Consider the following 23805-nt stretch of genomic DNA (forward strand, 5'->3'; position numbering starts at 1 on the left):
CCGGTCGTCTTGTCGCATCATCCTCATCGTGACTCTCGGTGTGGGCAAGAAGATCGTGACCTGGGCGGCGCTGACCGCCGCCGCACTCCTCGTCTCGGGATGCGGCGGCCTGGCGGGAGCGGACCCCGCCACCGCTCCCACCGGACCGTCGCCCTCCAAGGCGCCCGCCGAGGCCAAGGGCCCCGACCGGGCCGCCCAGGCCTCCGCCGCGTACCGGAAGTGGGGCCTGGAGCCCTTCGCCGCGCCGCCCGCCCCGCCGAAGACCAAGCCGGTGACGCGGAAGCCCGGTGAGCCCGTACCCGTCATCAGCGAGATCCCCACCCAGGACAAGGTCGTCTTCATCACGATCGACGACGGGGCCGAGAAGGACCCCGAGTTCGTGAAGATGATGGAGGAGCTGAAGATCCCGGTGACGATGTTCCTCACCGACGCCGCGATCCGCGGCGACTACGGCTACTTCAAGCCCCTCACGGCCCTCGGCAACGGCGTCGCGAACCACACCCTCACCCACCCCAACCTCCGCACGCTCGGCGCGGCCGCCCAGCGCCAGGAGATCTGCGGCCAGCAGACGAAGCTGGCGAAGGAGTACGGGACGACCCCACGGCTCTTCCGCCCGCCCTACGGCAACTGGAACGAGGACACCCGCGCGGCGGCGGGCACGTGCGGCGTGGACGCGATCGTGCTGTGGCGCGAGTCGATGCAGATCAAGAACATGCAGTACCAGCGCGGCGACAAGAAGCTGCACCCCGGCGACATCATCCTGGCCCACTTCCGGGGCCCGGCCGAGCTCAAGGGCACGTCGATGACCCGGATGACGGCCAACATGCTCCGCCACATCCAGAAGCAGGGCTTCACCGTGGCCCGTCTGGAGGACTACGTCTAGAAAGTTTTCGCCGCCTCGTGTCGATGCGGGGCGGGCCCGTTCGACGTATGTGTGAAAGGCGGGGAACGGCCCCGCCCGCCACGCAAGGAGAACAGCCATGCCCCGCTACATGACGCTGATCCGCATCGAAGAAGGTGCCTTCGAGATGGAGGACGCCGACCCCGGCTTCGACGAGCGCGTCACCCAGCTGTTCGAGGAGATCACCAAGGCCGGCGTGATGCTGGAGACGGCCGGGCTCAAGCCGACCAAGGAGGGCAAGCGGGTCGTCTGGGAGGGCGGGAAGATCTCCTTCACCGACGGCCCGTTCACCGAGACCAAGGAGGTCGTCGGCGGCTACTCGATCACCCAGTGCAAGGACATGGCCGAGGCCGTCGAGTGGTCGAAGCGGTTCCTGGAGGTGCACCCGCCGCAGTGGAAGGTGGCCTGCGAGGTGCGGGAGATCGAAGAGATGTGACGCGGCCGGGGCGGGTGGTGTCATGGTGGATCCATGACCGCACCCGCCCCCGGCGCCGTCGAGACCGTCTTCCGGATGGAGTCTCCGCGGATCATCGCCGCCGTCGCGCGGATCGTCCGTGACGTCGGCATCGCCGAGGAGATCGCCCAGGACGCCTTCGTCGCCGCCCTGGAACAGTGGCCGAGAACGGGCGTCCCCGACCGGCCCGCGGCGTGGCTGACGGCCGCCGCGAAGAACCGCGCCGTCGATCTCGTACGACGCCGCGAGACGTACGCGCGCAAGCTGGCCGAGGTCGGGCGGGACGCCCCGGAGGCCTCGTACGACCCGGAGCCGTCCGGGCCCGGCGACATCGACGACGACCTGCTCCGGCTGATCTTCACCGCGTGCCACCCGGTGCTGTCCGCCGAGGCGCGGACCGCGCTGACCCTGCGGCTGGTCGGCGGGCTGCGCACGGACGAGATCGCCCGCGCCTTCCTCGTGCCGGAGGCGACGGTCGCGCAGCGGATCGTCCGCGCGAAGCGGGCGCTGGCGAAGGCGGGCGTGGAGTTCGAGGTGCCGTACGGAGAGGAGCGGGCCGCCCGGCTCGGCTCGGTCCTGGACGTCATCTACCTGATCTTCAACGAGGGGTACGCGGCGACGGCGGGCGACGACCTGCTGCGCCCTGCGCTGTGCGAGGACGCGGTGCGGCTGGCCCGGGTGCTCGCGGGGCTGATGCCGAAGGAGGGCGAAGTACACGGTCTGGCGGCCCTGTTGGAGATCCAGGCCTCCCGGACGGCGGCCCGGACCGGCCCGGACGGGCGGCCGGTCCTGATCGCCGACCAGAACCGGAGCCGCTGGGACCGGCGGCTGATCCGCCGTGGCTTCGAGGCGCTGGGGCGGGCGGGCGAGGGCGGTACGTACGGTCCGTACGCCCTCCAGGCCGCCATCGCCGCCTGCCACGCGAAGGCAGCGACGTACGAGGAGACGGACTGGCGGACGATCGCCGCGCTGTACGGGCGGCTCGCGGCCGTCGCGCCTTCCCCGGTCGTCGAGTTGAACCGCGCGGTCGCCGTGTCGATGGCCCAGGGCCCGGAGGCCGGCCTCGCCCTCGTCGACGCCCTGGCCGGGGAACCGGCCCTGACCGGCTACCACTTGCTGCCGAGCGTCCGAGGGGACCTGCTGGAGAAGCTCGGGCGGACGGCCGAGGCCCGGACGGAGTTCGAGCGGGCGGCCGCCCTGACCCGTAACGAACGGGAGCGTGAACTGCTGCGCGGGCGGGCCGAAGGGGCGGGGGGAGCCGAAGGGGCGCGTGGCGTGCGTGGGGTGGTTGGGGCGGAAGGCACGCGTGGGGCAGCTGGGGCTCACGGGCCGGGGGCGTCGGGGGAGTCGGGGTCTCGGTAGTCTCGGGCGCATGTCGCCACGCGCACCGCTGCCTCCACCCCCACCGCCCGCCGAGATACGGAGCTGGCCCGACCGCGAGGCCCGACTGGCCGACCGGGCGCGGGCGATGACCGAGCTGAACCGCCGACTGCTGGGCGGCGCGCGACTGTCGGTCTTTCTGGTGTGGGTGGCGACCCTTCAGCTGGGCTGGGGACTCTGCGGCGCCGGGTTCATCATGCTGGACGAGGCCCTCGACCCGTTCTCGGGCCTGTTCGCCTGCTTCTTCGTGGCCCTCGGGCTCGGTGCCGTCGTCCCCGCCGTCTTCTTCCTCGCCCGGGGCGTCCGCCGGGACCGCGAGGCGCGCGAGCGGCTGGTGCTGTGGGCCGCGCTGGACGGCGACCGCGCGACCGACGCGCGGCTGCGCGAGCCCGTCCTCAGCGTGGTCTGGCTGCTGGTCTCCTTCGTGCTGTGCGCCGTCGGCCTCTGGCTCTCCCTGGCCGCTCCCGCCGAGGTGACCGGCCCGGGGCGCGGCGGCTACGGCACCGTGGCGTACTTCATGGGCGCGGCGCTCGGCCTGTGGATCAGCGGCCTGACCGGCGTCGTGAAGGCGGTCGGGCACTTCCGGCTGGCCGTCCGGCTCGTGGCGTAGGGCGCGCATCCGCGCAGGTCCGGCCGCGCAGGCCGGCCCCCGCAGCGCAGGCCGCCGCGCAGCCCTCCCCCCAGGTCCGCCCGCGGCGCAGGCCCTCCCGCAGGTCCGCCGCACAGCCCGGCCGCTGGGCCCCCGCCCGTCCCGCCCGCGCCGTGGGCGGCCTGAAGGCCGCTAGCTCGTCGGTCGGCCGATCAGCATCGTCGGGGCGCCCGCGACGCGGGTCAGGAAGACCGTGGCCGCGTTCGGGCCCTTCGGCTTGACCCGGCGGCGGATCTCCTCCGGTTCGACCGCCGAGCCGCGCTTCTTCACCGTCAGCGTGCCGACCTCCCGCTCGCGCAGCAGGGCCTTCAACTTCTTGAGGTTGAAGGGGAGTTCGTCGGTGATCTCGTACGCCGTGGCGAACGGGGTCGGCGTGAGGGCGTCCGCCGTGATGTACGCGATCGTCTCGTCGACCAGGCCGCCCGACAGCTCCTCGGCGACCTCGGCGACCAGGTGCGCGCGGATGACCGCGCCGTCCGGCTCGTAGAGGTAGTGGCCGACCGGGCGGACCGCCGGGTCAGGCAGGCCACGTCCGGTCAGGCTCGCCCCGGAGGGCAGGAGGGTGGCGCGGCGCGCGCCCGGGGAGGTGCCGAACCACAGCACGGCCTCCTTCACGTCCCCGCCGTCCGAGATCCACTCCGCCTCGGCCTCCGCCGGCACCGCCTCGTGCGGGATGCCGGGCGCGATCTTCAGCGCCGCGCGCGGCGCCTTGCGGGCCGCCTCGACCGCCCAGGAGAGCGGCGGGGAGTACGCCTCCGGGTCGAAGATCCTGCCCCGGCCGCCGCGCCGCGCCGGGTCCACGAAGACGGCGTCGTACGGGCTCGTGTCGATCTCGGTCACGTCCGCGCACCGCACCTCGATCAGCTCGGCGAGCTCGAGCGCCTCGGCGTTGGCGCGGGCGACCTCCACCGTCAGCGGGTCGCGGTCCACGGCCAGGACCGCGATCCCGGCCCGGGCGAACGCGAGGGCGTCCCCGCCGATCCCGCCGCACAGGTCCGCCACGCTGCGCACGCCGAGCGCGCGCAGGCGCTCCGCGCGGTACGTCCCGACCGTCGCCCGGGTCGACTGCTCGACGCCGTGCGGGGTGAAGTACATCCGGTACGCGTCCTCGGCGCCGAACTTCGCCACCGCGCGCTGCCGCAGCCGGGCCTGCCCGAGCGCCGCCGAGACCAGGTCGGCGGGGTGCTCGCGGCGCAGCCGGGAGGCGACGGCCAACTCCTGGGCGGGGTCGTAGTCGCGCAGGGCGGCGAGCAGCGTCTGGCCCTCGGGGGCGAGCAGGGCGGTGAAGGCGGCGAGGTCGGTCACCCGTCCCATTGTGGGCCAGTCGGGGGATGGTGGGTGCCGGGCGGCGGTGTCGACGGCCGTGCGGGGCGTGCCGCTGACAGGATGCGGCGCCATGCAGCTAGTACGACAAAAGGAAGAAATGCGCCGAAAGAGGGCGGTGGCGCGTCTTCGCCGCTCCGTGGGCGCCGCACTGGTCGTCGCCGCGCTCGGGTCCGCCTGTGCGGGCCCCTCCGGCGACGGGGAGGGCGCCGGCGGCGCCCCCGGGGCGGGGCAGAAGGGCCCTGCGCGCCCCGCCGCCGGTCAGCAGCAGGCCGAGGGCGCGGCCGCCGCGCTCGACTCGTACGTCGAGAAGGTCCGCGCGCGGCGCGCGGCGCGGGTCGCCGCCGCCAAGAAGTGGGGCCTGGACCGGCCGCCGCTGGAGGCCCCCGCCCCGCCCGCCGTGAAGCCGAGGATCACCACTCGCAAGGGGTTCGAGACGGACGGCGAGGGGCTGCCGCCGGTCTTCACCACCGTGCCGACCAAGCAGAAGGTCGTCTTCCTGACGATCGACGACGGCGCGGAGAAGGACCCGGCCCTGCTGCGGATGATGCGCGACCTGCAGATCCCGTACAGCGCCTTCCTCAGCGACTACCTCGTCAAGGAGGACTACGGCTACTTCAAGAAGATGCAGGACGCCGGCGTCTCCCTGCACAACCACACCCTCAACCACCGCTACATGCCCGGGCTCTCGTACAGCGCGCAGAAGCGCGAGATCTGCGGGATGCAGGACACCATCGAGGAGCGGTACGGGAAGCGGCCCCCGCTCTTCCGGCCGCCGTACGGGAACTACAACGAGGACACGCTGCGCGCCGCCAGGGCGTGCGGGGTGAAGGCCGTGCCGCTGTGGGCCGCCGAGGCGTTCCCGGACCGGATGGAGTGGCGCGAGTGGGACCGGGACCTGCACCCCGGTGACATCGTGCTGACGCACTTCCGGGGCAAGGGGGACTGGAAGGGCTCGATGCCGGACATGATCCGCCGGGTGATGAAGACGATCACGGCGAAGGGGTACGCGGTCGCGAAGCTCGAGGACTACGTGTGACCGGCGCGCGCCGGCCGGTGGCCGGCCTCGCCCTGGCCGGCGCGCTCCTCGCGATCTCGGGGTGCGCGTCGTCCGTGGACCCGATCGAGCGCCTGGGGCGGAAGGCGGCGGAGCGGGTGGGGGAGGGCGAGCGGGACGGGTCGTTCTCCGGGGCGGCGGCCCGCGTCCTGCACACGCTCGCCGGACTGGACGACGGAGGAGCCCCCAGGGCCGAGGGCCGAGGGGGTCTCCGGGGCTAGGGGGTGTCCCCCTCGGGGGAGCCGGGGTGCTCGCTCGAAGGGCCGGAGCCCGGGTGCTCGCTCGAAGGGCCGGCGCCCGGGTGCTCGCTGGAAGAGGCGGGGCCCGGATGCGCGTACGTCCACTCCTCCGCCGCGATGAGCAGCGTGACGACGCAGAGCAGCCCCGCCGCGAGGAACTGGCCACCGGCCGTCCAGGTCCAGCCGCCGCGCAGCATCGCCACGGCGAGCAGGAGGGCGGCGCACGTGACCACGCCGAAGACGATGACGGGGACCCAGTCCATCGAGGGCGGGGCGGACTCGCCGCCCTTCGGTTCGGGCACACCGCCCAGGCTCCGCATCGCCAGGAAGACGGCGGCGGCCAGGGCGAGCACGCACTCCAGGAGCAGGAAGAGCAGGCCGGTGGCGATGTCCGCACCCGTGCCGACCGGGCGGCGTGAGGTCGTCATCTCCGTACCTTCGTACGGAACCATCGGGTCCGTCGCGCCGTTGCCCGTACCGAGACCGAACCGCCACGCGGCGCCGTATTGGCACTCCGCTTGACCGAGTGCTAATCGCAGTCATAGTCTCGGCCTTGGCACTCCCCACTGGAGAGTGCCAACACAGCGACGGGCAGGTCCGGCACCCGCGACGACGGATCCACCTGGTCGCCACCTCAGACAGTTAGCCCCGTGAGATCTCCGAAGGGGGAGGTCGGATCGTGACGACCACCAGCTCCAAGGTTGCCATCAAGCCGCTCGAGGACCGCATCGTGGTCCAGCCGCTCGACGCCGAGCAGACCACCGCCTCTGGCCTGGTCATCCCGGACACCGCGAAGGAGAAGCCCCAGGAGGGTGCTGTCCTCGCCGTGGGTCCGGGCCGCTTCGAGAACGGCGAGCGTCTGCCGCTCGACGTTCAGGTCGGCGATGTCGTGCTGTACAGCAAGTACGGCGGCACCGAGGTGAAGTACAACGGCGAGGAGTTCCTCGTCCTCTCGGCTCGCGACGTGCTCGCGATCATCGAGAAGTAATTCACCGAAGTACCTGAAGCACATGCTTTGAGCTGCGCCCCTGACCCCGCACCGGGCGTCCGGGGCGCAGTTCGGTTTCACCAGTTTTTCGACATCCGAGAGGGCTGAATCGCTCCCATGGCGAAGATCCTGAAGTTCGACGAGGACGCCCGTCGCGCCCTTGAGCGCGGCGTCAACAAGCTTGCCGACACGGTGAAGGTGACGATCGGCCCCAAGGGTCGCAACGTCGTCATCGACAAGAAGTTCGGCGCCCCCACCATCACCAACGACGGTGTCACGATCGCCCGCGAGGTCGAGATCGAGGACCCGTACGAGAACCTCGGTGCCCAGCTGGTGAAGGAGGTGGCGACCAAGACCAACGACATCGCGGGTGACGGCACCACCACCGCCACCGTGCTCGCCCAGGCGCTCGTCCGCGAGGGTCTGAAGAACGTCGCCGCCGGCGCCTCCCCGGCCGCCCTGAAGAAGGGCATCGACGCCGCGGTCAAGGCCGTCTCCGACGAGCTGCTCGCGACCGCCCGTCCCATCGAGGACAAGTCCGACATCGCCGCCGTGGCCGCGCTCTCCGCGCAGGACCAGCAGGTCGGCGAGCTCATCGCCGAGGCGATGGACAAGGTCGGCAAGGACGGTGTCATCACCGTCGAGGAGTCCAACACCTTCGGCCTGGAGCTCGACTTCACCGAGGGCATGGCCTTCGACAAGGGCTACCTGTCCCCCTACATGGTGACCGACCAGGAGCGTATGGAGGCCGTCCTCGACGACCCGTACATCCTGATCCACCAGGGCAAGATCTCCTCGATCCAGGACCTGCTGCCGCTCCTGGAGAAGGTCATCCAGGCCGGCTCCTCCAAGCCGCTGCTGATCATCGCCGAGGACGTCGAGGGCGAGGCCCTGTCGACCCTGGTCGTCAACAAGATCCGTGGCACCTTCAACGCCGTGGCCGTCAAGGCCCCCGGCTTCGGCGACCGCCGCAAGGCGATGCTCGGCGACATGGCCACCCTCACCGGTGCCACCGTCATCGCCGAGGAGGTCGGCCTCAAGCTCGACCAGGCCGGTCTGGACGTGCTGGGCACCGCGCGCCGCGTGACGATCACCAAGGACGACACCACCATCGTCGACGGTGGCGGCAACTCCGAGGACGTCGTCGGTCGCGTCAACCAGATCAAGGCCGAGATCGAGTCCACCGACTCCGACTGGGACCGCGAGAAGCTCCAGGAGCGCCTCGCGAAGCTGGCCGGCGGCGTGTGCGTGATCAAGGTCGGCGCCGCCACCGAGGTGGAGCTGAAGGAGAAGAAGCACCGTCTGGAGGACGCCATCTCCGCGACCCGCGCCGCGGTCGAGGAGGGCATCGTCTCCGGTGGTGGCTCCGCTCTGGTCCACGCCGTCAAGGTCCTCGAGGGCAACCTCGGCAAGACCGGCGACGAGGCCACGGGTGTCGCGGTCGTCCGCCGCGCCGCCGTCGAGCCGCTGCGCTGGATCGCCGAGAACGCCGGCCTCGAGGGCTACGTCATCACCTCGAAGGTGGCGGAGCTGGACAAGGGCAACGGCTTCAACGCCGCCACCGGTGAGTACGGCGACCTGGTCAAGGCCGGCGTCATCGACCCGGTGAAGGTGACGCGCTCCGCGCTGGAGAACGCCGCCTCGATCGCCTCCCTCCTCCTCACCACCGAGACCCTCGTGGTGGAGAAGAAGGAAGAGGAGCCGGCGGACGCGGGCCACGGCCACGGCCACGGTCACTCGCACTGACGCGCCCGCTCGTAGCTGATCACTGAGGTCCGGTACCCCGGGAGGGGTACCGGACCTCAGTGCGTGTACGGCTGTCTGGGCGTGTGTTCGTACGGGGGTACGTGCGGGCGCTCTACGCCTCCACCGCGCCGAGCTGGGCCATGAGCCCGAGCAGGTCGTACTGCCACCATCCCTCCGTGATCTTGCCGTCCTGCCGGAACTGGTGGATGACCGTGCCGGTCATGGACACCTTCATGCCGGTGGGCTGGAGGCCCATGAAGTCGCCGATGTGCGTCCCGATCATGGTCCACCGCGTGCAGACCCGGTCGCCCTCGGCGATCTGGTCGTTGACGGTCATGGCGAAGTCGAAGCCGGCGCGCCACATCTCCACCTCGCGGCGGACCGCGTCCATGCCGATGACGTCCTGCTCGTTGGTCGGATCGTGGTCGTGGTACCCCTCCGCCAGGACCTCGTCGAGCGGCGGCAGCTCACCCTCGGCGGTCATGAGCTCCAGGAGACGGCGGGCGTTGGATTTGTACAGCTGCTCGTCCCGGACGATGTCGAGGTCCGTGAACGTCGGCATCTCGTCGCAGAGCGCGACCATCTCCCGGAAGATGCGATCCGTCTCCGGAAGCTGGGAGTTGGTCATCGCGACCTCGTACGAGGGGAACTCCACGATCTCCACGAGGTGGGACGAGTCGGACCGGTCCTTGCCGATGACGCTGTGGGTGGCGGTCCGCTTGCCCTTGGTCTGTTCGACCCACTTGTCCATGAGCCGGTTCAGATCGTCGAACCGACTGGTCCTGCAATCGATTATCTGTACGAAAGTCATGGTGCCTCCCGGACCCGGGTGGGACCTCTCCAGTCTAGGTCCCGGGCCTCCACTCACGCCGAGCGCGTCAGATCCGACGGCCGTACCGGATCCGCGAACGGCTCCCCCCGCCCGTACCGCTCCACCTCCTCCAGCGCCTGGTCCGCCATCCGGTGCAGTTCGTTGCCGAGGGAGCCGGCGACGTGCGGGGTCAGCAGGACGTTCGGCAGCGTCCAGAGCGGGGAGTCCGGTGCGGGGAGGTCCGGGTCGGTCACGTCCAGGACCGCGTCGAGGCGACCCGCGAGCAGGTGCGTCAGGAGCGCGGGCTCGTCGACCAGGGAGCCGCGCGAGGTGTTGACCAGGGTCGTGCCGTCCGGCATCAGGGCCAGCTGCCGCGCCCCGATCATGCGGTACGTGGCCGGGAGCTGGGGCGCGTGGACCGAGACGATCGTGCTGCGGGCGCACAGCTCGTCGAGGGCCACCAGCTCCACCCCGAGCGCGCGCGCCTCGTCGGCCGTCACGTACGGGTCGTGGAGCAGCACCTCGAAGTCGAAGGGGCGCAGGAGGTCGACGACCCGGCGGCCGATCCGGGAGGCGCCGACGATGCCGACCGTACGCCGGTAGTTGCCCCAGGGCGCCGACTCGGCCGTCCACACGCCCTCCGCGCGGACCTCCTGGTACCGCCGTGCCGAGGACAGGATCCGCTTCCCCGCGAGGAGGATCGCGGCGAGCGTGTACTCGGCCACGGGCAGGGCGTTGGCGGCGGCCGCCGAGGTGACGGCGAGTCCGCGCTCCCAACACGCCTGCGTGATGTGGTGCTTCACCGAGCCGGCCGCGTGGACGACGGCCTTGAGGCGCGGGGCGCGGTCCAGAACGGCGGCGGTCAGCGGGGGCGCGCCCCAGCAGGTGAGGAGGAGTTCGGCCCCGGCGAGGGCCTCGGCCACGCGGGGGTCGTCGGGAGCGGTCAGGTCGTGGGCGACGAGGTGCGGGTCGGTGCGCGTGAGCGCGGTGAGGCGCGCGCGGTGGGCGCCGGTCAGGAGGCGTCCGGCGACGCCGGGGCCCATGGAGAGGAGGAGCGTCGGGCGGTTGTCAGTGGCGGGGTGCATGGTGGACATCGTGGCTTCCGCGCTCCTCACTTGACGCTGCCGGCGGTCAGTCCGGCCTTCCAGTGGCGCTGGAGGGAGACGAAGGCGACGACGAGGGGGACGACGGCGAGCAGGGACCCGGTGACGACGAGGGGGTAGTAGTCGGGTTCCGCGTGCGCGTTGCTGTTCCACGCGTAGAGGCCGAGGCTCAGCGGGAAGAGCTTCTGGTCCGAGAGCATCACCAGGGGGAGGAAGAAGTTGTTCCAGATCGCGGTGAACTGGAAGAGGAAGACGGTCACGAAGCCCGGCATGACCATGCGCAGACCGATCGACCAGAAGGTGCGCAGCTCGCCCGCGCCGTCGATGCGGGCGGCCTCCAGCGCCTCGTCGGGGATGTAGCCGGAGCTGAAGACCCGGGCGAGGTAGACCCCGAAGGGGTTGACGAGGACGGGGACGAGCACGGCCCAGTAGGTGTTGACGATCCCGACCTCGCTGGCCAGGAGGTACATGGGCAGCGCGAGCGCGGTCGTGGGGACGAGGACACCCATGAGGACGACGCCGAAGAGCTTCTCCTTGCCCCGGAAGTGGTACTTGTCGAAGGCGTACCCCGCCGCGACGCTGATCAGCGAGCAGGCGAGGGCGCCCACACCCGCGTAGAGGAGGCTGTTGGCGTACCAGTGGAAGTAGACGCCGTCGTTGTAGTCGGCGAGACGGGAGAGGTTCCCGCCGAGGTCGAAGCCCTCGAAGGAGAAGGCGTTGCCGGCCAGCAGGCCGCCCGCGTCCTTGGTGGCGGCGGTCAGCAGCCAGACGAGCGGGAAGAGCATGTAGACGACGGCGAGGACGAGCGCGCCGTTGACGGCGGTCTTCGAGAGCCAGACGCTCGTGGGGCGTGGGGTGCTCATGCGTGCTTCCCCTTCCGGCGGCCGGTGAGGCGGGTGACGGCGAAGGAGAGCAGCGCCGCCGTCAGGGCGAGCAGGACGGACGCGGCGGCGGCGAGGCCGTAGTCGTTGCGGTCGAAGGCGGCGGTGTACGCGTACATGTTCGGCGTCCAGGTGGAGGTGACGGCGGAGCCCGTGCCCTTGTTGAGGATCAGCGGCTCGGTGAACAGCTGCAGCGAGCCGATGACGGTGAAGAGGCCGACCATCACGAGCGAGGCGCGGATCAGCGGGACCTTGATGCTGAAGGCGATGCGCCAGGAGCCGGCGCCGTCGACGGTGGCGGCCTCCAGGACGGAGCGGTCGATGGCCTGCAGGGCGGCGTAGAAGATCACCATGTTGTACCCGAGCCACTCCCACAGCGCGATGTTGACGACGGAGGGGAGCGCGCCCTCGGGCGAGAAGAAGTCGAAGCCGATGCCGCCCGCCTCCATCGCCTGGACGACCGGGCTGAGTTGGGGGGTGTAGAGGTAGACCCAGACCAGTGCGGCGATGATGCCGGGGACGGCGTGCGGCAGGAAGAGCGCCAGCTGGAAGAAGCGGCGGGCGCGGGCGAGCGTCGAGTCGAGCAGCAGGGCGAGGCCGAGGGCCCCGGCGAGCAGCAGCGGAATGTAGAACAGGCAGTATCCGAGCAGGACGACGAAGCCCTCGCGGAAGGCCCGGTCACCCAGCGCCGCGGCGTAGTTGCCGAGTCCCGTGAACACCGACTCCGTGCCGCCGAAGCCAAGGCCGGACTGCTTCTCGGTGAAGAGGCTGAGCCAGACCGCGTATCCGATCGGCACCACCATGACCACGGTGAACAGGGCGAAGAAGGGGGTCAGCAGGAACGTCGCGGCGCGGGTGCGGGCCTTCATCAGGTCAGCCCTGGACCTTCAGACCGCGCTTGGTCAGCTCGGCGACGGTCGCTTCGTGTCCGGTCCTGATCGCGTCGGTGATCGTCGGTCCACCCTTGGTGATCTTGCCGAACTGGTCCTTGATGGACGTGTTGGTGGTGCCCGTGGTCGGGCCCCACGCCCAGTTCGGGTTGATGGAGGCGCCGGCCTCCTCGAAGAGGGCGTAGATGTCCTGGCCGCCGTAGTAGCTCGCGTCGAAGGCCTGCTTGGCGACCGGGCGCAGCGCGCTCGCGGCGGGGAAGGCGCTGGACGTGCCGGAGGCGATCCGGGCCTTGACGCCCGCCTCGGTGGTGGACATCCACTCGGCGAACTCCACGGCCGCCGCCTTCTTCCCGCTGTCCTTCGTCACGGCGAACGACGTGCCGCCCAGCATCCCGCTCGCGGGCTTGCCGTCCCAGCTCGGCATGGGCGCCACGGCCCACTTGCCGTTCTGCTCGGGCAGCGTGCCCTTGAGGACGCCCGCGCCCCAGGACGCGCCGAGGTAGCCGATCGTGCCGCCGTTCTTGAGCGAGCCGGTCCATTCGGGGCTGAACGAGGCGTTCTTGTGGACGAGGTCGTCGTCGACGAGGCCCTGCCAGTACGCGGCGACCTTGGTGGTGCCCGGGTCCGTGGTGTTGATCTTCCAGGTGTCGTTCTCGGCCTTGAACCACTGGGCGCCGGCCTGCCAGGCCATCGCCTCGAAGGTCGTCGGGTCGTCCGGGAAGAAGGTGGCGATCCTGGCCTTGGCGTCGGCCTTCTTGACCTTCTCGGCGGCGGCCCTGAACTCGTCCCAGGTGCGCGGGACCTCGACCTTGTACTTCGCGAAGAGGTCCTTGCGGTAGAAGAAGGCCTGCGGGGCGGCGTCGAAGGGCACGGCCCAGGTCTTGCCGCCGAGGGTGGTGAGCTCGACGGTCTGCGGCAGCAGCTTGCCGCGGTCCGCCTCGGTGAACTCGCCGCCGATGTCCTGCAGGGCGCCGGAGCTGACGAACTCGGGGAGCGAGGCGTACTCGATGGAGACCAGGTCGGGCGCGTTGCCCGCCTTCACGGCGTTGGAGATCTTGGCGTAGCCGCCGGCGGTGCCGGACGGGATCTCCTCGAACTTCACCTTGATGTCGGTGTGGGAGGCGTTGAACGCGTCCACCACGTCCTTGGAGCCCTTGGCCCAGCCCCAGAAGGTGAGGGTCACGGGCCCGGAGGGCTTGTTCGCGGCGCCGCCGTCGCCACCGCCGCAGGCCGTGAGGACGGCCAGGGCGGTGACGGTACCGGCTATGACACGGGATGTTCTACTCCAACGATGGCTCACGGCACGGCTCCTGACACGGCGGCGTGGACGGGGATGGCCGTGATCCTGGGACGGTTCGTGAGCGAAGTCAAGAGCGAAAGATTGATTGATCGAAAAATGATCAGACGGGGTGGGTTGCCGGGCCCGCGATCGGACGGGGGGGGGGCGCGCCCGGCCCGCCCGGTGATCAGGCGGGGCGGGCTCTCGGCCCGGTGATCAGGCGGGGCGGGCTTCCGGCTCCGCCCCGCAGGACGCGCGCACGCGCAGGCGCGGCAGCAGGCTCAGGTGGCGCCGGGCGGCCTCCTCCGCCGGGTCCTCCGTCAGCCGCTCCACCAGCAGCTCCGTGGCGTGCCGGCCCACCTGGCGCTTGGGCGGGGCGACCGCCGTGAGCGGGGTGTCGGCGAGCGCGGCGACCTCGTCGTCGTACGCGATCAGGGCGAGGTCCTCCGGAACCTTCACGCCCAGCTCCGCCAGCCGCTGCACGATCTCGATCGCGTCCACGTCGTTGTGGACCAGGGCCGCGCTCGCCCGCCCCGAACTCACCGCCTCGTACAGGGCCCGTACCGCGCGCTCGAACCCCGCCGGATCCTGGTCCGCCGGTACGGAGTCGATCACCGGCCCCGGTGCCGCAATTCCCAGCGTGACCAGCGCCTCCGCGTACCCGGCGCGCACCGCGAGCGCGGTCGGGCTGTCCCCGCGCGCGACCAGGAGCGGGGTGCCGTGGCCGAGGCCGAGCAGGTGGCGCAGGGCGAGCAGGACGCCGTGGCCGTGGTCGGAGACCACCCGGTCCAGGGCGTCGAGCGGGCTGCCGGGATCGGCCCGGCGCTCCAGGAGCACGGCGGGTACGGGGAGTTCGGCCAACCAGTCGCCGTACGCGGGCCGGTCCTCCGGACCCCGCCAGCCGGGTGCGACGAGCACCCCCTCGGCGCCGGCCGCGAGCAGCCCCTCGGTGCGCGCGCGGTCCTCCTCCGGGCGGTAGTCCGAGATCCGCAGGATCAGGCGCGCCCCCGCCCGCGCCGCCGCCTCGTGCGCGCCCCGGATGACCTCGGCGAAGTAGTACGTGGCGGAGGGCGCGAGCAGCCCGAGGACCAGGCCCTCTCCGGAGCGCCGGGCGCCCGCGACGCCCGGCTCGCCCTGATGTTCCGGCCAGGACACCTGGCCGTGCACCCGGTCGAGCAGCCCCTTGGCGGCCAGCGCCTCCACGTCGCGGCGGGCGGTCACGGAGGAGACGCCGAGCCGGTCGGCCAGTTCGGCGACGCGGGCGGTGCCGCGCTCGCGCACCAGGGCCAGGAGTCGGTCGTGTCGTTCGGCGGCACTCTCGCGCACGGTGCGTCCCTTCGCGGTGGGTCGGTCGGCGGGCCTGTCGGTCCGGTTGTGCGGCGCCCGGAAGCACGTCGCCCGGCCGACGCGCCCGCCCGGACGCGGACGTCGTCCGCCCGGACGCGGGCGTCGCGCGGCCGCAATCCGAGCGTACGCCAGAATGATCGAACGGCTGAAGTTTCGATCATTCGCTCCGATGTCATTGACCTTCGATCGAAGGCTGTCCATGATTCCGGGCGACGACGTCCGCCTCAGGGAGCATCATGCCCACGCCGCCCGAGAACCGGGAGCTCAGCCCGTTCACCGGCTGGACCCGTGCCCACTGGGAGGACGCCGCCGACCGACTCCTCCTCGCCGTCCGGCCGTACGCCTCACCCCGCCACGGCCGCTTCGACCTGCCCGGACCCCGCCCCAGCTGGTCCGGCGTCCGCTCCGACGGCCTCGAAGGCCACGCCCGTACGTTCCTGCTCGCCGCCCTCCGCGTCGCGGGCGCCCAAGGCGCGGACCCGCACGGCCACCTGCCCCGCTACGCGGAGGGCCTGGCCGCCGGCACCGAGGAACCCGGCGGTGAGGGCCTGGACGCTTGGCCCCTCCTGACCGACGTACGCCAGGCCGTGGTCGAATCCGCCTCCGTCGCCCTCGGGCTGCGGCTGACCCGGCCCTGGCTCTGGGACACCCTGGACGACCGCACCCGGCAGCGTGCGGTCGACTGGCTGTTGCCCGCCCTCGAACCCTCCCCGGTCGACAACAACTGGTGGCTTTTCGGCCTCACCGTCGCCGGATTCCTCCAGGACGCCGGCATCGAGACCGACCGCGCCGCCGTCACGATCGACCGCTCCCTCGACCGGATCGAGCGGTGGTACCTCGGCGACGGCTGGTACAGCGACGGCGACAACCGCGCCTTCGACCACTACAACGCCTGGGCCCTGCACTTCTACCCCGTCCTGCACGCCCACCTCTCCGGCGACCACGCCCTCCTCGCCCGCCACGGCCCCCGGTTGCGCGCCCACCTCGCAGACCACGCCCACCTCTTCGACGCGAACGGCGCCCCCCTCCCGTACGGGCGCTCCCTCGTCTACCGCTTCGCGGCGGCCGCCGCGCCCTGGCTGGGCGCGCTCACCGGCCACACGCCGCTCACCCCCGGCGCCACCCGCCGCCTCGCCTCCGGCACGCTGCGGTACTTCCTCGACCGGGGCGCGTGCGACGAACGCGGCCTGCTCACACTCGGGTGGCACGGCCCGTACGCGCCGATCGTCCAGGACTACTCGGGACCCGCCTCCCCCTACTGGGCGGCCAAGGGCTTCCTCGGCCTCCTCCTGCCCGCCGGCCACCCGGCCTGGACCGACCCCGAGGAACCGCTCCCCGCCGAACGCGCCGACACCGTGCGGCCCGTCGCCCCGGCCGCGCTGCTCCTCCAGACCACGGCCGCCGACGGACTCGTACGCCTGCACAACCACGGCAGCAACCATGTGGCGAGCGCCGCGGCGGGCGAGGACGACTCCGGCTACGCCCGTTTCGCGTACTCCACCCGTACGGGACCGACGGCCGCGCCCGACCCCGCCGACAACCACTTCGCCCTGGTCGTCGACGGCCGGGTCACCCGGCGCGGCCCCGCGACGCCGCTGGGCACCGGCCCCGACTGGGCCGCGTCCCGGCACAGCCCGCTCCCGGGTGTCCGGGTCCTCTCCGCGACCCTGGCCCACGGCCGCGCCGAGGTCCGCGCCCACCTCGTCCTCGGCGCCCCCGACGGAACTCCCGTACGCCAGACGGGCTGGGCGACCACGCCGGACGGCCCGACCGCCCAACTCCACCCCGTCCACGGCTACCCGTCGGCCGCCGAGACCGTCGAACTCACCACGGGCGCCACGCTCCAGGGCGGCCCGGCCACCCGCACGGCGGCCCTGCACGCCACGACCACCGGCCCCGACTCCCTCTTCGTCGCCCTGGCCTCCCTCACCGCCGAACCGGCCCCCGCCCCGGTCACCACCCTCGCGACCGTCCGCATCGTTGCCCGCACCCTCCACGTCACCTGGCAGAACGGCACCACGACGGAACTCGACCTCGAAGCCCTCGCCGGCGACGGCATCAAGGGCCCGAACCCCGATCTCGGACAACGGCGGTAGGGACTGGTTCGGAAACGAGGTGCCCGCATTGTCGGTTCCCTACATAAGGGCGTACGCCGGAAGTGGCGTCAACTAGACAAAGCGGAAGGTCACTTCGGAGCCGAAGGTCACTTCGGTCCGTACTTGCGGCCCGCCTTGGAGGAGACCCCGCCGAGCAGGCCGCGAGGCGCCAGCTTCACCACGCCCATCAGCGCCTTGTAGCGGGGGTCGGGGATGGACAGCGACTTGCCGCGCGCCAAGTCGTTCAGCGCCTCGGCCACCAGCTTGTCCGCGTCGAGCCACATCCAGCTCGGGATGTTGTCCGTCCCCATTCCGGCCCGCTCGTGGAACTCCGTCCGCACGAAGCCCGGGCACAGCGCCATGAGCCGTACGCCGCTTCCGGCCAGGTCCCGCGCCGCGCCCTGGGTGAACTGCACGACCCACGCCTTCGACGCCCCGTACGTGCCGCGCGGGACGAAGGCCGCCACCGAGGCCACGTTGACGACCCCGCCCCGGCCGCGGGCGCGCATCGACTCCGCCGCCGCCGACGTCAGCCGGAGCACCGCCTCGCAGTGCACGGTCAGCATCTTCAACTCGTCGGCCATGGAGACTTCCAGGAACCGGCCCTTGTTGCCGAACCCGGCGTTGTTCACCAGCAGGTCCACCGGCTGCTTCGGGTCCGAGAGCCGGGCCTCCACGGCCGCGATCCCCTTCTCCTCCGACAGGTCCGCGGCCAGGACCTCGGCCTCGATGCCGTGCCGGTCGTGCAGCTCGGTCGCCTGCTCGCGCAGCCGCGTCACATCGCGGGCCACGAGCACGACATCGTGGCCGTCCGCCGCCAGCTTCCGCGCGAACGCGGCGCCGATCCCCGCCGTCGCGCCCGTAATCAGTGCAGTCGTCATACGCGGCAACGTTAGTGCCCCGCGCGGGGACGCCGGAGGTCAGGAGCCGTTGCCGTACTTCTCCGCGTACGTGCGGGCCAGTTCGAGCAGTCCCGACTCCATCCACTCGGCCGCGACCAGCGTGCTCGGCAGCAGCGCGCGCTCGGTGGTGGCAGCCCGGTGCAGGAGGGCGACCGTGATGTCGTGCGCGGGGCGGTGGACGACCGTGACCGGGTCGCCCGCCCGGAGTTCGCCCGGCTCGATCACCCGCAGAAACGCTCCCGGACCGGCGGTCGACCGCGTGAAGCGGCGGACCCACCCCTTCTCCTCGACGAAGCCGGCGAACGTACGGCAGGGGATGCGGCTGCCCGTCACTTCGAGGATCGCGTCCCGGCCGACCCGCCACCGCTCGCCGAGCCGGGCCCCGTTCACGTCGAGCCCGAGCGTGGTGAGGTTCTCGCCGAAGGAGCCGGCTGCCAGCGGCCGGCCCAGTTCGCCCTCCCAGAGGTCCATGTCCTCGCGCGCGAAGGCGTAGACGGCCCGGTCGGCGCCACCGTGGAAGCGCAGGTCGCAGACGGCGTCCCCGGCGACCCCGCTCGCCCCGACACGGGGCGGGCCCGGCGCCTCGACCCGTACGGGCCCCTCGACCGGACGCTTGTCGATCCCCGTGCGCCCTCCGGGGGCGTCGGTGTAGTTCACGGCCTTGGCCTGCCCGACGTTCACGCTCAGCACCTTCATGCGGTCACCCTAAGCGACCGTTCTCAAAGCGTTGAATGAATATTCGCCGAGAAGTCCAAGACTCGCTTATGCTGGAAGCATGATCGAGGCCCGCCACCTCCGCGTCCTGCGCGCTGTCGCCGCGACCGGCTCCTTCTCCGCCGCCGCGCGCGAACTGGGCTGCACCCAGCCGGCGGTGAGCCAGCAGATGAAGGCGCTGGAGACCTCCGCCGGTACGCCCCTGCTGATCAGGACCGGCCGCGAGATGCGCCTCACGCAGGCGGGCGAGGCCCTCGTCCGGCACGCCTCCGGCATCCTCGCGGGCCTCACCGCGGCCGAGGAGGAGGTCGCCGCGATCGCGGGGCTCCGTGCCGGCCGTGTCCGGCTGGTCTCCTTCCCCAGCGGCAGCTCGACCCTGGTCCCCACGGCCCTCGCCGCCCTGCGCGCCGCGCACCCCGGCACGCGCGTCTCGCTGGTCGAGGCCGAGCCGCCGCGCTCGATCGAGATGCTCCGCGAGGGCGACTGCGACGTCGCTCTGGCGTTCCGCTACGGAGCGGGGCAGGCGGAGTGGGACGACCTGATCGTCCGGCCGCTGCTCGCCGACCGTCTCGTGGGGCTGGTCCCCGACGGGCACCGCCTCGCCGACGCGGAGGCCGTGGGCATCGCCGAGCTGGCCGACGAGTCCTGGATCGCCGGGTGCCCGCGCTGCCGTCGTCAGCTGGTGGACGTGTGCGAGGAGGCGGGGTTCACCCCGCGCATCGACTTCGCCACCGACGACTACCCGGCCGTGGTCGGGCTCGTCGGAGCCGGTCTCGGGGTCGCGGTCCTGCCGGAACTCGCCATCGAGTCCGTACGGCCCAAGGGGGCGCGGACCGTGGTCGTGGAACCGGCCGTGGAGCGCGAGATCGTCGCCCTCACGCTGCCCGACCTGGCCCAGGTCCCGGCGGTCGCGGCGACGCTGGACGAGCTGAGCCGGGCGGCCACGCGCGCGTAGCGGCGGCAGGGAGGCCGTGGCGGGGCGTCGGCGAGCGTGCCGAGCCGCACACCCCCCGGGCCGCGCGCGGCCCGGAACCGGGCGTCACAGCCCGAGCAGAAACGTTCCTTCAGACCTTCCGGTCCTCGGATTCAAGCCCGCCCCAGGCCTGCGTGGCCCGACGCCGAGGCCGTCGCGTGTGCCGAAGTCGGGGCCGAAGCCGTGATCAGTCGATTGCGGGCTCGTCCCATGAGCTCTTCGCGTTCGTCCTCGGTGAGGCCGCCCCACACGCCGTAGGGCTCGCGTACGGCGAGTGCGTGTGCCGCGCACTCCGCGCGTACCGGGCACCGCATGCAGACCTCTTTCGCCGAGTTCTCACGCGCACTCCGTGCCGCGCCGCGCTCTCCCTCGGGGTGGAAGAACAGGGAACTGTCGACTCCGCGGCAGGCGGCGAGCAGCTGCCAGTCCCAAAGATCGGCGTTGGGTCCGGGAAGGCGGGAGAAATCTGCCATTGCGCTTGTCCCCTTGAAACCGTGTCGAACGGATTGGTGGGCGGGTGGATGGCTGATGAACCGAGGGCCCTTCACCCCCCGTGGGTCTCGCGTACCCGCTCTCGCGGGTTCGACCCGACCGTACAACTACTGTCTTAGTAGATGTAAATATGACTCATTGCGAATCTAGCCACAGACACCGCGAAAAGGGAAGAAATCCCGCTAAATGGGGCATAGCTTCTAATGAAGGACGGATGGCCCGCGTCGCTCTCCTCCGCGTTCGCTCCCTCACGTAGAGTGCCGAAGGCGACCGTCCGACCCGTAACTCTTTCGAGTGACCGTCGTTGAGAGTGCGGAGGCGGTTGAAGGAACAAGCGCTCGGGCAGGTGTCCGAGAGCGTCAACCGCACAGGTGACGATACGTACCAGCCCTGGAGGCTCTAGGTGACGCGCATCAGCTGCGGAGGGCGGCCATGACATCCGTCCTCGTCTGCGACGACTCCCCGCTTGCCCGAGAGGCTCTTCGCCGCGCGGTCGCGACCGTGCCCGGCGTCGAGCGCGTGACCACCGCGGCCAACGGCGAGGAAGTCCTCCGCCGCTGGGGCGCGGACCGCTCGGACCTGATTCTGATGGACGTACGCATGCCCGGTCTGGGTGGCGTGGAGACCGTCCGCCGGCTGCTCTCCGCGGACCCCGGCGCCCGCATCATCATGCTGACCGTCGCGGAGGACCTGGACGGCGTCGCGCTCGCGGTCGCCGCGGGCGCCCGCGGGTACCTGCACAAGGACGCCTCGCGCGCCGAGCTGCGGGCCACGGTCACGCAGGCCCTCGCCGACCCGACCTGGCGGCTCGCCCCGCGCCGGCTGCGGTCGGCCGAGATGGGCGCGGCGCCGACGCTCACCGCGCGTGAGATCCAGGTGCTCGAAGGCATGAGCCACGGCCGGTCCAACGCGGAGATCGGGCGCGAGCTCTTCCTCTCCGAGGACACGGTGAAGACGCACGCGCGGCGGCTGTTCAAGAAGCTGGGCGCATCGGACCGGGCGCACGCCGTCGCCCTGGGCTTCCGTTGGGGCCTGGTCCGCTAGTCGCCGGCGACCGGCCGCGTCCCCGTCCGCCGCGCGCGGACGGGGCGGCAGTCCGGGACCCCGCCACGGCGGCGGCCCGGGCCTCCGATGCGCCGGCTTGTGTCACTTCCGCGCGGGATGCCGCATCCTTGAGGTGTGGAGTTCCTCGGGGACGAGTCGATCGAGCGGAAGGGGAGGGCGCAGGAGATGAGTTCCGGCGCACCTGCTCATAACGCTTCGGTGCACAACTACGGACGCGGTGCCACGGATTCCGAGGCGTCAAGGCACCATGGAGCGATGCGCGACGACGAGACCACGGTGATCGGTGCACTCGTTCACCGTGCCGTCGAGGGCGACGCACAGGCCACGCACGACCTTCTGGCGCGCGTGCACCCCCTCGCGTTGCGCTATTGCCGTACGCGGCTGAACCGGCTGCCCGGTGATGCTCGCCACTTCGTCGAGGACCTCGCGCAGGAAGTCTGCGTCGCCGTCCTGATGGCGCTGCCGCGCTACAAGGACACCGGCCGGCCCTTCGAGGCCTTCGTCTTCGCCATCGCGGGACACAAGGTCGCCGACCTCCAGCGCGCCGCGATGCGGCACCCGGGCTCGACGGCCGTACCCTCCGACGAGATGCCCGAGCGGCCCGACGACTCCCTCGGCCCCGAGGAGCGCGCGCTGCTCAGCGACGATGCCGAATGGGCCAAGAAGCTCCTCGCCAACCTCCCGGAGAACCAGCGGGAGCTGCTCGTGCTCCGGGTGGCGGTGGGCCTCACCGCCGAGGAGACGGGCCAGATGCTCGGCATGTCCCCGGGGGCGGTACGCGTCGCGCAGCACCGCGCGCTCAGCCGCCTGCGCGCCCTGGCCGAGCAGTAAGGGTCGACCGGGGCCAGTAGCCCTCACGTACACGTATGAACGTCCAAAGCTGCTCTCTGATCTTGATCGTGGAATGAGACACCGTCGAGGCCCGTTAGCATGGACATCCGCACCGATCAAGGCCATTGGGGAAGGTGTCATGACTGCCAACGTCGACGGAGTGCCCGAGAAATTCGCGACACTCGGGCTGACCTACGACGACGTGCTGCTGCTGCCCGGCGCGTCGGAAGTACTGCCGAACGCGGTCGACACCTCGTCCCGTATCTCGCGCAACGTCCGGGTGAACATCCCCCTGCTCTCCGCCGCGATGGACAAGGTCACCGAGTCCCGCATGGCCATCGCCATGGCGCGGCAGGGCGGCGTCGGCGTGCTGCACCGCAACCTGTCCATCGAGGACCAGGTCAACCAGGTCGACCTCGTGAAGCGCTCCGAGTCCGGCATGGTCACCGACCCGATCACCGTGAACCCGGACGCCACGCTCGCCGAGGCGGACGCGCTGTGCGCCAAGTTCCGGATCAGCGGTGTCCCGGTCACGGACGGGGCGGGCAAGCTGCTCGGCATCGTCACCAACCGCGACATGGCCTTCGAGTCCGACCGCAGCCGTCAGGTCCGCGAGGTCATGACGCCGATGCCGCTCGTGACCGGCAAGGTCGGCATCAGCGGCGTGGACGCCATGGAGCTGCTGCGCCGCCACAAGATCGAGAAGCTTCCCCTCGTCGACGACGCCGGTGTGCTCAAGGGGCTCATCACCGTCAAGGACTTCGTCAAGGCCGAGCAGTACCCGAACGCGGCCAAGGACGCCGAGGGCCGGCTGATCGTCGGTGCCGCGGTGGGCGCCAGCCCGGAGGCCCTGGAGCGTGCCCAGGCGCTGGCCGCCGTCGGCGTGGACTTCCTGGTCGTGGACACCTCCCACGGCCACAACAGCAACGCCCTCAGCTGGATGGCGAAGATCAAGTCCAGCGTGAAGGTGGACGTGATCGGCGGCAACGTGGCGACGCGTGACGGCGCCCAGGCCCTCATCGACGCCGGTGTCGACGGCGTCAAGGTCGGCGTCGGCCCCGGCTCGATCTGCACCACGCGCGTGGTCGCCGGTATCGGCGTCCCGCAGGTCACCGCCATCTACGAGGCGGCGCTCGCGGCCCGCGCCGCCGGGGTCCCGGTCATCGGTGACGGCGGCCTGCAGTACTCGGGCGACATCGGCAAGGCGCTCGCCGCCGGTGCCAGCACGGTGATGCTGGGCAGCCTGCTCGCGGGCTGCGAGGAGTCGCCCGGCGAGCTCCAGTTCATCAACGGCAAGCAGTTCAAGTCGTACCGCGGCATGGGCTCGCTCGGCGCCATGCAGTCCCGCGGCCAGGGCCGGTCGTACTCGAAGGACCGCTACTTCCAGGCCGAGGTCGCCTCCGACGACAAGCTCGTGCCCGAGGGCATCGAGGGCCAGGTGCCCTACCGCGGCCCCCTGGCCAACGTGCTGCACCAGCTCGTCGGCGGTCTCCGCCAGACGATGGGCTATGTGGGCGCCGCCACCATCGACGAGATGGAGTCCAAGGGCCGCTTCGTCCGGATCACCTCGGCGGGCCTCAAGGAGAGCCACCCGCACGACATCCAGATGACGGTCGAGGCGCCGAACTACAGCAGGAAGTAACACGGCGCGACGCGTGGGGCGGTTCCGGCATGTGGCCGGAAC

At 71.6% G+C, this 23805-nt stretch carries 24 protein-coding genes; 13 read left to right on the plus strand and 11 right to left on the minus strand.

What is annotated here, in order from left to right; all coding sequences use genetic code 11:
* Window positions 1-28 precede the first annotated feature (28 nt).
* The 4 genes from ACWF79_RS04705 (at window position 29) to ACWF79_RS04720 (ending at window position 3345) form a co-directional block, all read left to right on the plus strand.
* Entirely contained in the window at window positions 29-883 is an 855-nt protein-coding gene (locus ACWF79_RS04705) for a polysaccharide deacetylase family protein (protein WP_453726554.1), read from the plus strand.
* Between the two features lie 97 nt (window positions 884-980).
* Entirely contained in the window at window positions 981-1337 is a 357-nt protein-coding gene (locus tag ACWF79_RS04710) for a YciI family protein (protein ID WP_453726555.1), read from the plus strand.
* Window positions 1338-1370: 33 nt separating this feature from the next.
* Complete coding sequence (locus tag ACWF79_RS04715) at window positions 1371-2717, plus strand: RNA polymerase sigma factor (protein ID WP_453726556.1); 1347 nt, start codon at window positions 1371-1373, stop codon at window positions 2715-2717.
* A 10-nt stretch (window positions 2718-2727) separates the two neighbouring features.
* Window positions 2728-3345, plus strand: coding sequence for a hypothetical protein (locus ACWF79_RS04720; RefSeq protein ID WP_453726557.1), 618 nt, complete (start codon window positions 2728-2730; stop codon window positions 3343-3345).
* A 171-nt stretch (window positions 3346-3516) separates the two neighbouring features.
* Here the strand turns inward: ACWF79_RS04720 and ACWF79_RS04725 are convergent, their stop codons facing one another.
* The gene (locus ACWF79_RS04725) at window positions 3517-4698 is read right to left on the minus strand and encodes a THUMP-like domain-containing protein (protein ID WP_453726601.1); all 1182 of its coding nucleotides are present in this window, start codon (window positions 4696-4698) and stop codon (window positions 3517-3519) included.
* Window positions 4699-4807: 109 nt separating this feature from the next.
* On the opposite strand from ACWF79_RS04725, the gene ACWF79_RS04730 reads away from it, so the two are divergent.
* Together ACWF79_RS04730 and ACWF79_RS04735 are read left to right on the plus strand one after the other, a co-directional pair.
* Window positions 4808-5746 carry a polysaccharide deacetylase family protein gene (locus ACWF79_RS04730; RefSeq protein ID WP_453726558.1) on the plus strand — a complete coding sequence of 313 codons (939 nt, stop codon included), beginning with the start codon at window positions 4808-4810 and terminating at the stop codon, window positions 5744-5746.
* Window positions 5743-5985, plus strand: a complete 243-nt coding sequence (locus ACWF79_RS04735) for a hypothetical protein (protein ID WP_453726559.1) — start codon at window positions 5743-5745, stop codon at window positions 5983-5985. Before ACWF79_RS04730 ends, ACWF79_RS04735 begins: the two co-directional genes overlap by 4 nt.
* Here ACWF79_RS04735 and ACWF79_RS04740 read toward each other — a convergent pair.
* Window positions 5982-6431, minus strand: coding sequence for a DUF6234 family protein (locus tag ACWF79_RS04740; RefSeq protein ID WP_453726560.1), 450 nt, complete (start codon window positions 6429-6431; stop codon window positions 5982-5984). The two genes, ACWF79_RS04735 and ACWF79_RS04740, sit on opposite strands and share 4 nt — an antisense overlap.
* Window positions 6432-6682: 251 nt before the next feature.
* Here ACWF79_RS04740 and groES point away from each other — a divergent pair, with 251 nt between their 5' ends.
* Together groES and groL are read left to right on the plus strand one after the other, a co-directional pair.
* Complete coding sequence (groES, locus tag ACWF79_RS04745) at window positions 6683-6991, plus strand: co-chaperone GroES (RefSeq protein WP_024756677.1); 309 nt, start codon at window positions 6683-6685, stop codon at window positions 6989-6991.
* A 117-nt stretch (window positions 6992-7108) separates the two neighbouring features.
* Complete coding sequence (groL, locus tag ACWF79_RS04750) at window positions 7109-8737, plus strand: chaperonin GroEL (protein WP_453726561.1); 1629 nt, start codon at window positions 7109-7111, stop codon at window positions 8735-8737.
* A gap of 112 nt (window positions 8738-8849) precedes the next feature.
* On the opposite strand, the gene ACWF79_RS04755 is transcribed toward groL, so the two are convergent.
* From ACWF79_RS04755 to ACWF79_RS04780, 6 genes are all read right to left on the minus strand, one after another.
* Window positions 8850-9548: an ester cyclase gene (locus tag ACWF79_RS04755; protein ID WP_453726562.1), complete on the minus strand. Its 699-nt coding sequence runs from the start codon at window positions 9546-9548 to the stop codon at window positions 8850-8852.
* Between the two features lie 53 nt (window positions 9549-9601).
* Window positions 9602-10633: a hydroxyacid dehydrogenase gene (locus ACWF79_RS04760; RefSeq protein WP_453726563.1), complete on the minus strand. Its 1032-nt coding sequence runs from the start codon at window positions 10631-10633 to the stop codon at window positions 9602-9604.
* 26 nt (window positions 10634-10659) lie between these two features.
* Window positions 10660-11514, minus strand: coding sequence for a carbohydrate ABC transporter permease (locus ACWF79_RS04765; RefSeq protein WP_453726564.1), 855 nt, complete (start codon window positions 11512-11514; stop codon window positions 10660-10662).
* Entirely contained in the window at window positions 11511-12401 is an 891-nt protein-coding gene (locus ACWF79_RS04770; protein WP_453726565.1) for a carbohydrate ABC transporter permease, read from the minus strand. Before ACWF79_RS04770 ends, ACWF79_RS04765 begins: the two co-directional genes overlap by 4 nt.
* Window positions 12402-12405: 4 nt before the next feature.
* Complete coding sequence (locus ACWF79_RS04775) at window positions 12406-13722, minus strand: ABC transporter substrate-binding protein (protein WP_453726566.1); 1317 nt, start codon at window positions 13720-13722, stop codon at window positions 12406-12408.
* 195 nt (window positions 13723-13917) lie between these two features.
* The gene (locus ACWF79_RS04780; RefSeq protein WP_453726567.1) at window positions 13918-15027 is read right to left on the minus strand and encodes a substrate-binding domain-containing protein; all 1110 of its coding nucleotides are present in this window, start codon (window positions 15025-15027) and stop codon (window positions 13918-13920) included.
* Between the two features lie 257 nt (window positions 15028-15284).
* Between ACWF79_RS04780 and ACWF79_RS04785 the strand changes: the two genes are divergently transcribed.
* Complete coding sequence (locus tag ACWF79_RS04785) at window positions 15285-17144, plus strand: DUF2264 domain-containing protein (protein ID WP_453726568.1); 1860 nt, start codon at window positions 15285-15287, stop codon at window positions 17142-17144.
* Between the two features lie 107 nt (window positions 17145-17251).
* Here the strand turns inward: ACWF79_RS04785 and ACWF79_RS04790 are convergent, their stop codons facing one another.
* Together ACWF79_RS04790 and ACWF79_RS04795 are read right to left on the minus strand one after the other, a co-directional pair.
* Complete coding sequence (locus tag ACWF79_RS04790) at window positions 17252-18025, minus strand: SDR family NAD(P)-dependent oxidoreductase (RefSeq protein WP_453726569.1); 774 nt, start codon at window positions 18023-18025, stop codon at window positions 17252-17254.
* A gap of 39 nt (window positions 18026-18064) precedes the next feature.
* A complete protein-coding gene (locus ACWF79_RS04795) occupies window positions 18065-18742 on the minus strand; it encodes an MOSC domain-containing protein (RefSeq protein WP_453726570.1) in 678 nt (225 codons plus the stop codon).
* A 79-nt stretch (window positions 18743-18821) separates the two neighbouring features.
* Here ACWF79_RS04795 and ACWF79_RS04800 point away from each other — a divergent pair, with 79 nt between their 5' ends.
* Window positions 18822-19715 carry a LysR family transcriptional regulator gene (locus ACWF79_RS04800; protein WP_453726571.1) on the plus strand — a complete coding sequence of 298 codons (894 nt, stop codon included), beginning with the start codon at window positions 18822-18824 and terminating at the stop codon, window positions 19713-19715.
* 131 nt (window positions 19716-19846) lie between these two features.
* On the opposite strand, the gene ACWF79_RS04805 is transcribed toward ACWF79_RS04800, so the two are convergent.
* Window positions 19847-20206, minus strand: a complete 360-nt coding sequence (locus ACWF79_RS04805; protein ID WP_453726572.1) for a WhiB family transcriptional regulator — start codon at window positions 20204-20206, stop codon at window positions 19847-19849.
* A 451-nt stretch (window positions 20207-20657) separates the two neighbouring features.
* Between ACWF79_RS04805 and ACWF79_RS04810 the strand changes: the two genes are divergently transcribed.
* The 3 genes from ACWF79_RS04810 (at window position 20658) to guaB (ending at window position 23763) form a co-directional block, all read left to right on the plus strand.
* Window positions 20658-21269, plus strand: a complete 612-nt coding sequence (locus tag ACWF79_RS04810) for a response regulator transcription factor (protein WP_003948568.1) — start codon at window positions 20658-20660, stop codon at window positions 21267-21269.
* A gap of 276 nt (window positions 21270-21545) precedes the next feature.
* Entirely contained in the window at window positions 21546-22121 is a 576-nt protein-coding gene (locus tag ACWF79_RS04815; RefSeq protein ID WP_362013722.1) for a sigma-70 family RNA polymerase sigma factor, read from the plus strand.
* Window positions 22122-22260: 139 nt separating this feature from the next.
* Window positions 22261-23763, plus strand: coding sequence for an IMP dehydrogenase (guaB, locus tag ACWF79_RS04820; protein WP_453726573.1), 1503 nt, complete (start codon window positions 22261-22263; stop codon window positions 23761-23763).
* Window positions 23764-23805: the final 42 nt, after the last annotated feature.

The organism is Streptomyces sp. NPDC054975 (genome assembly GCF_053609105.1).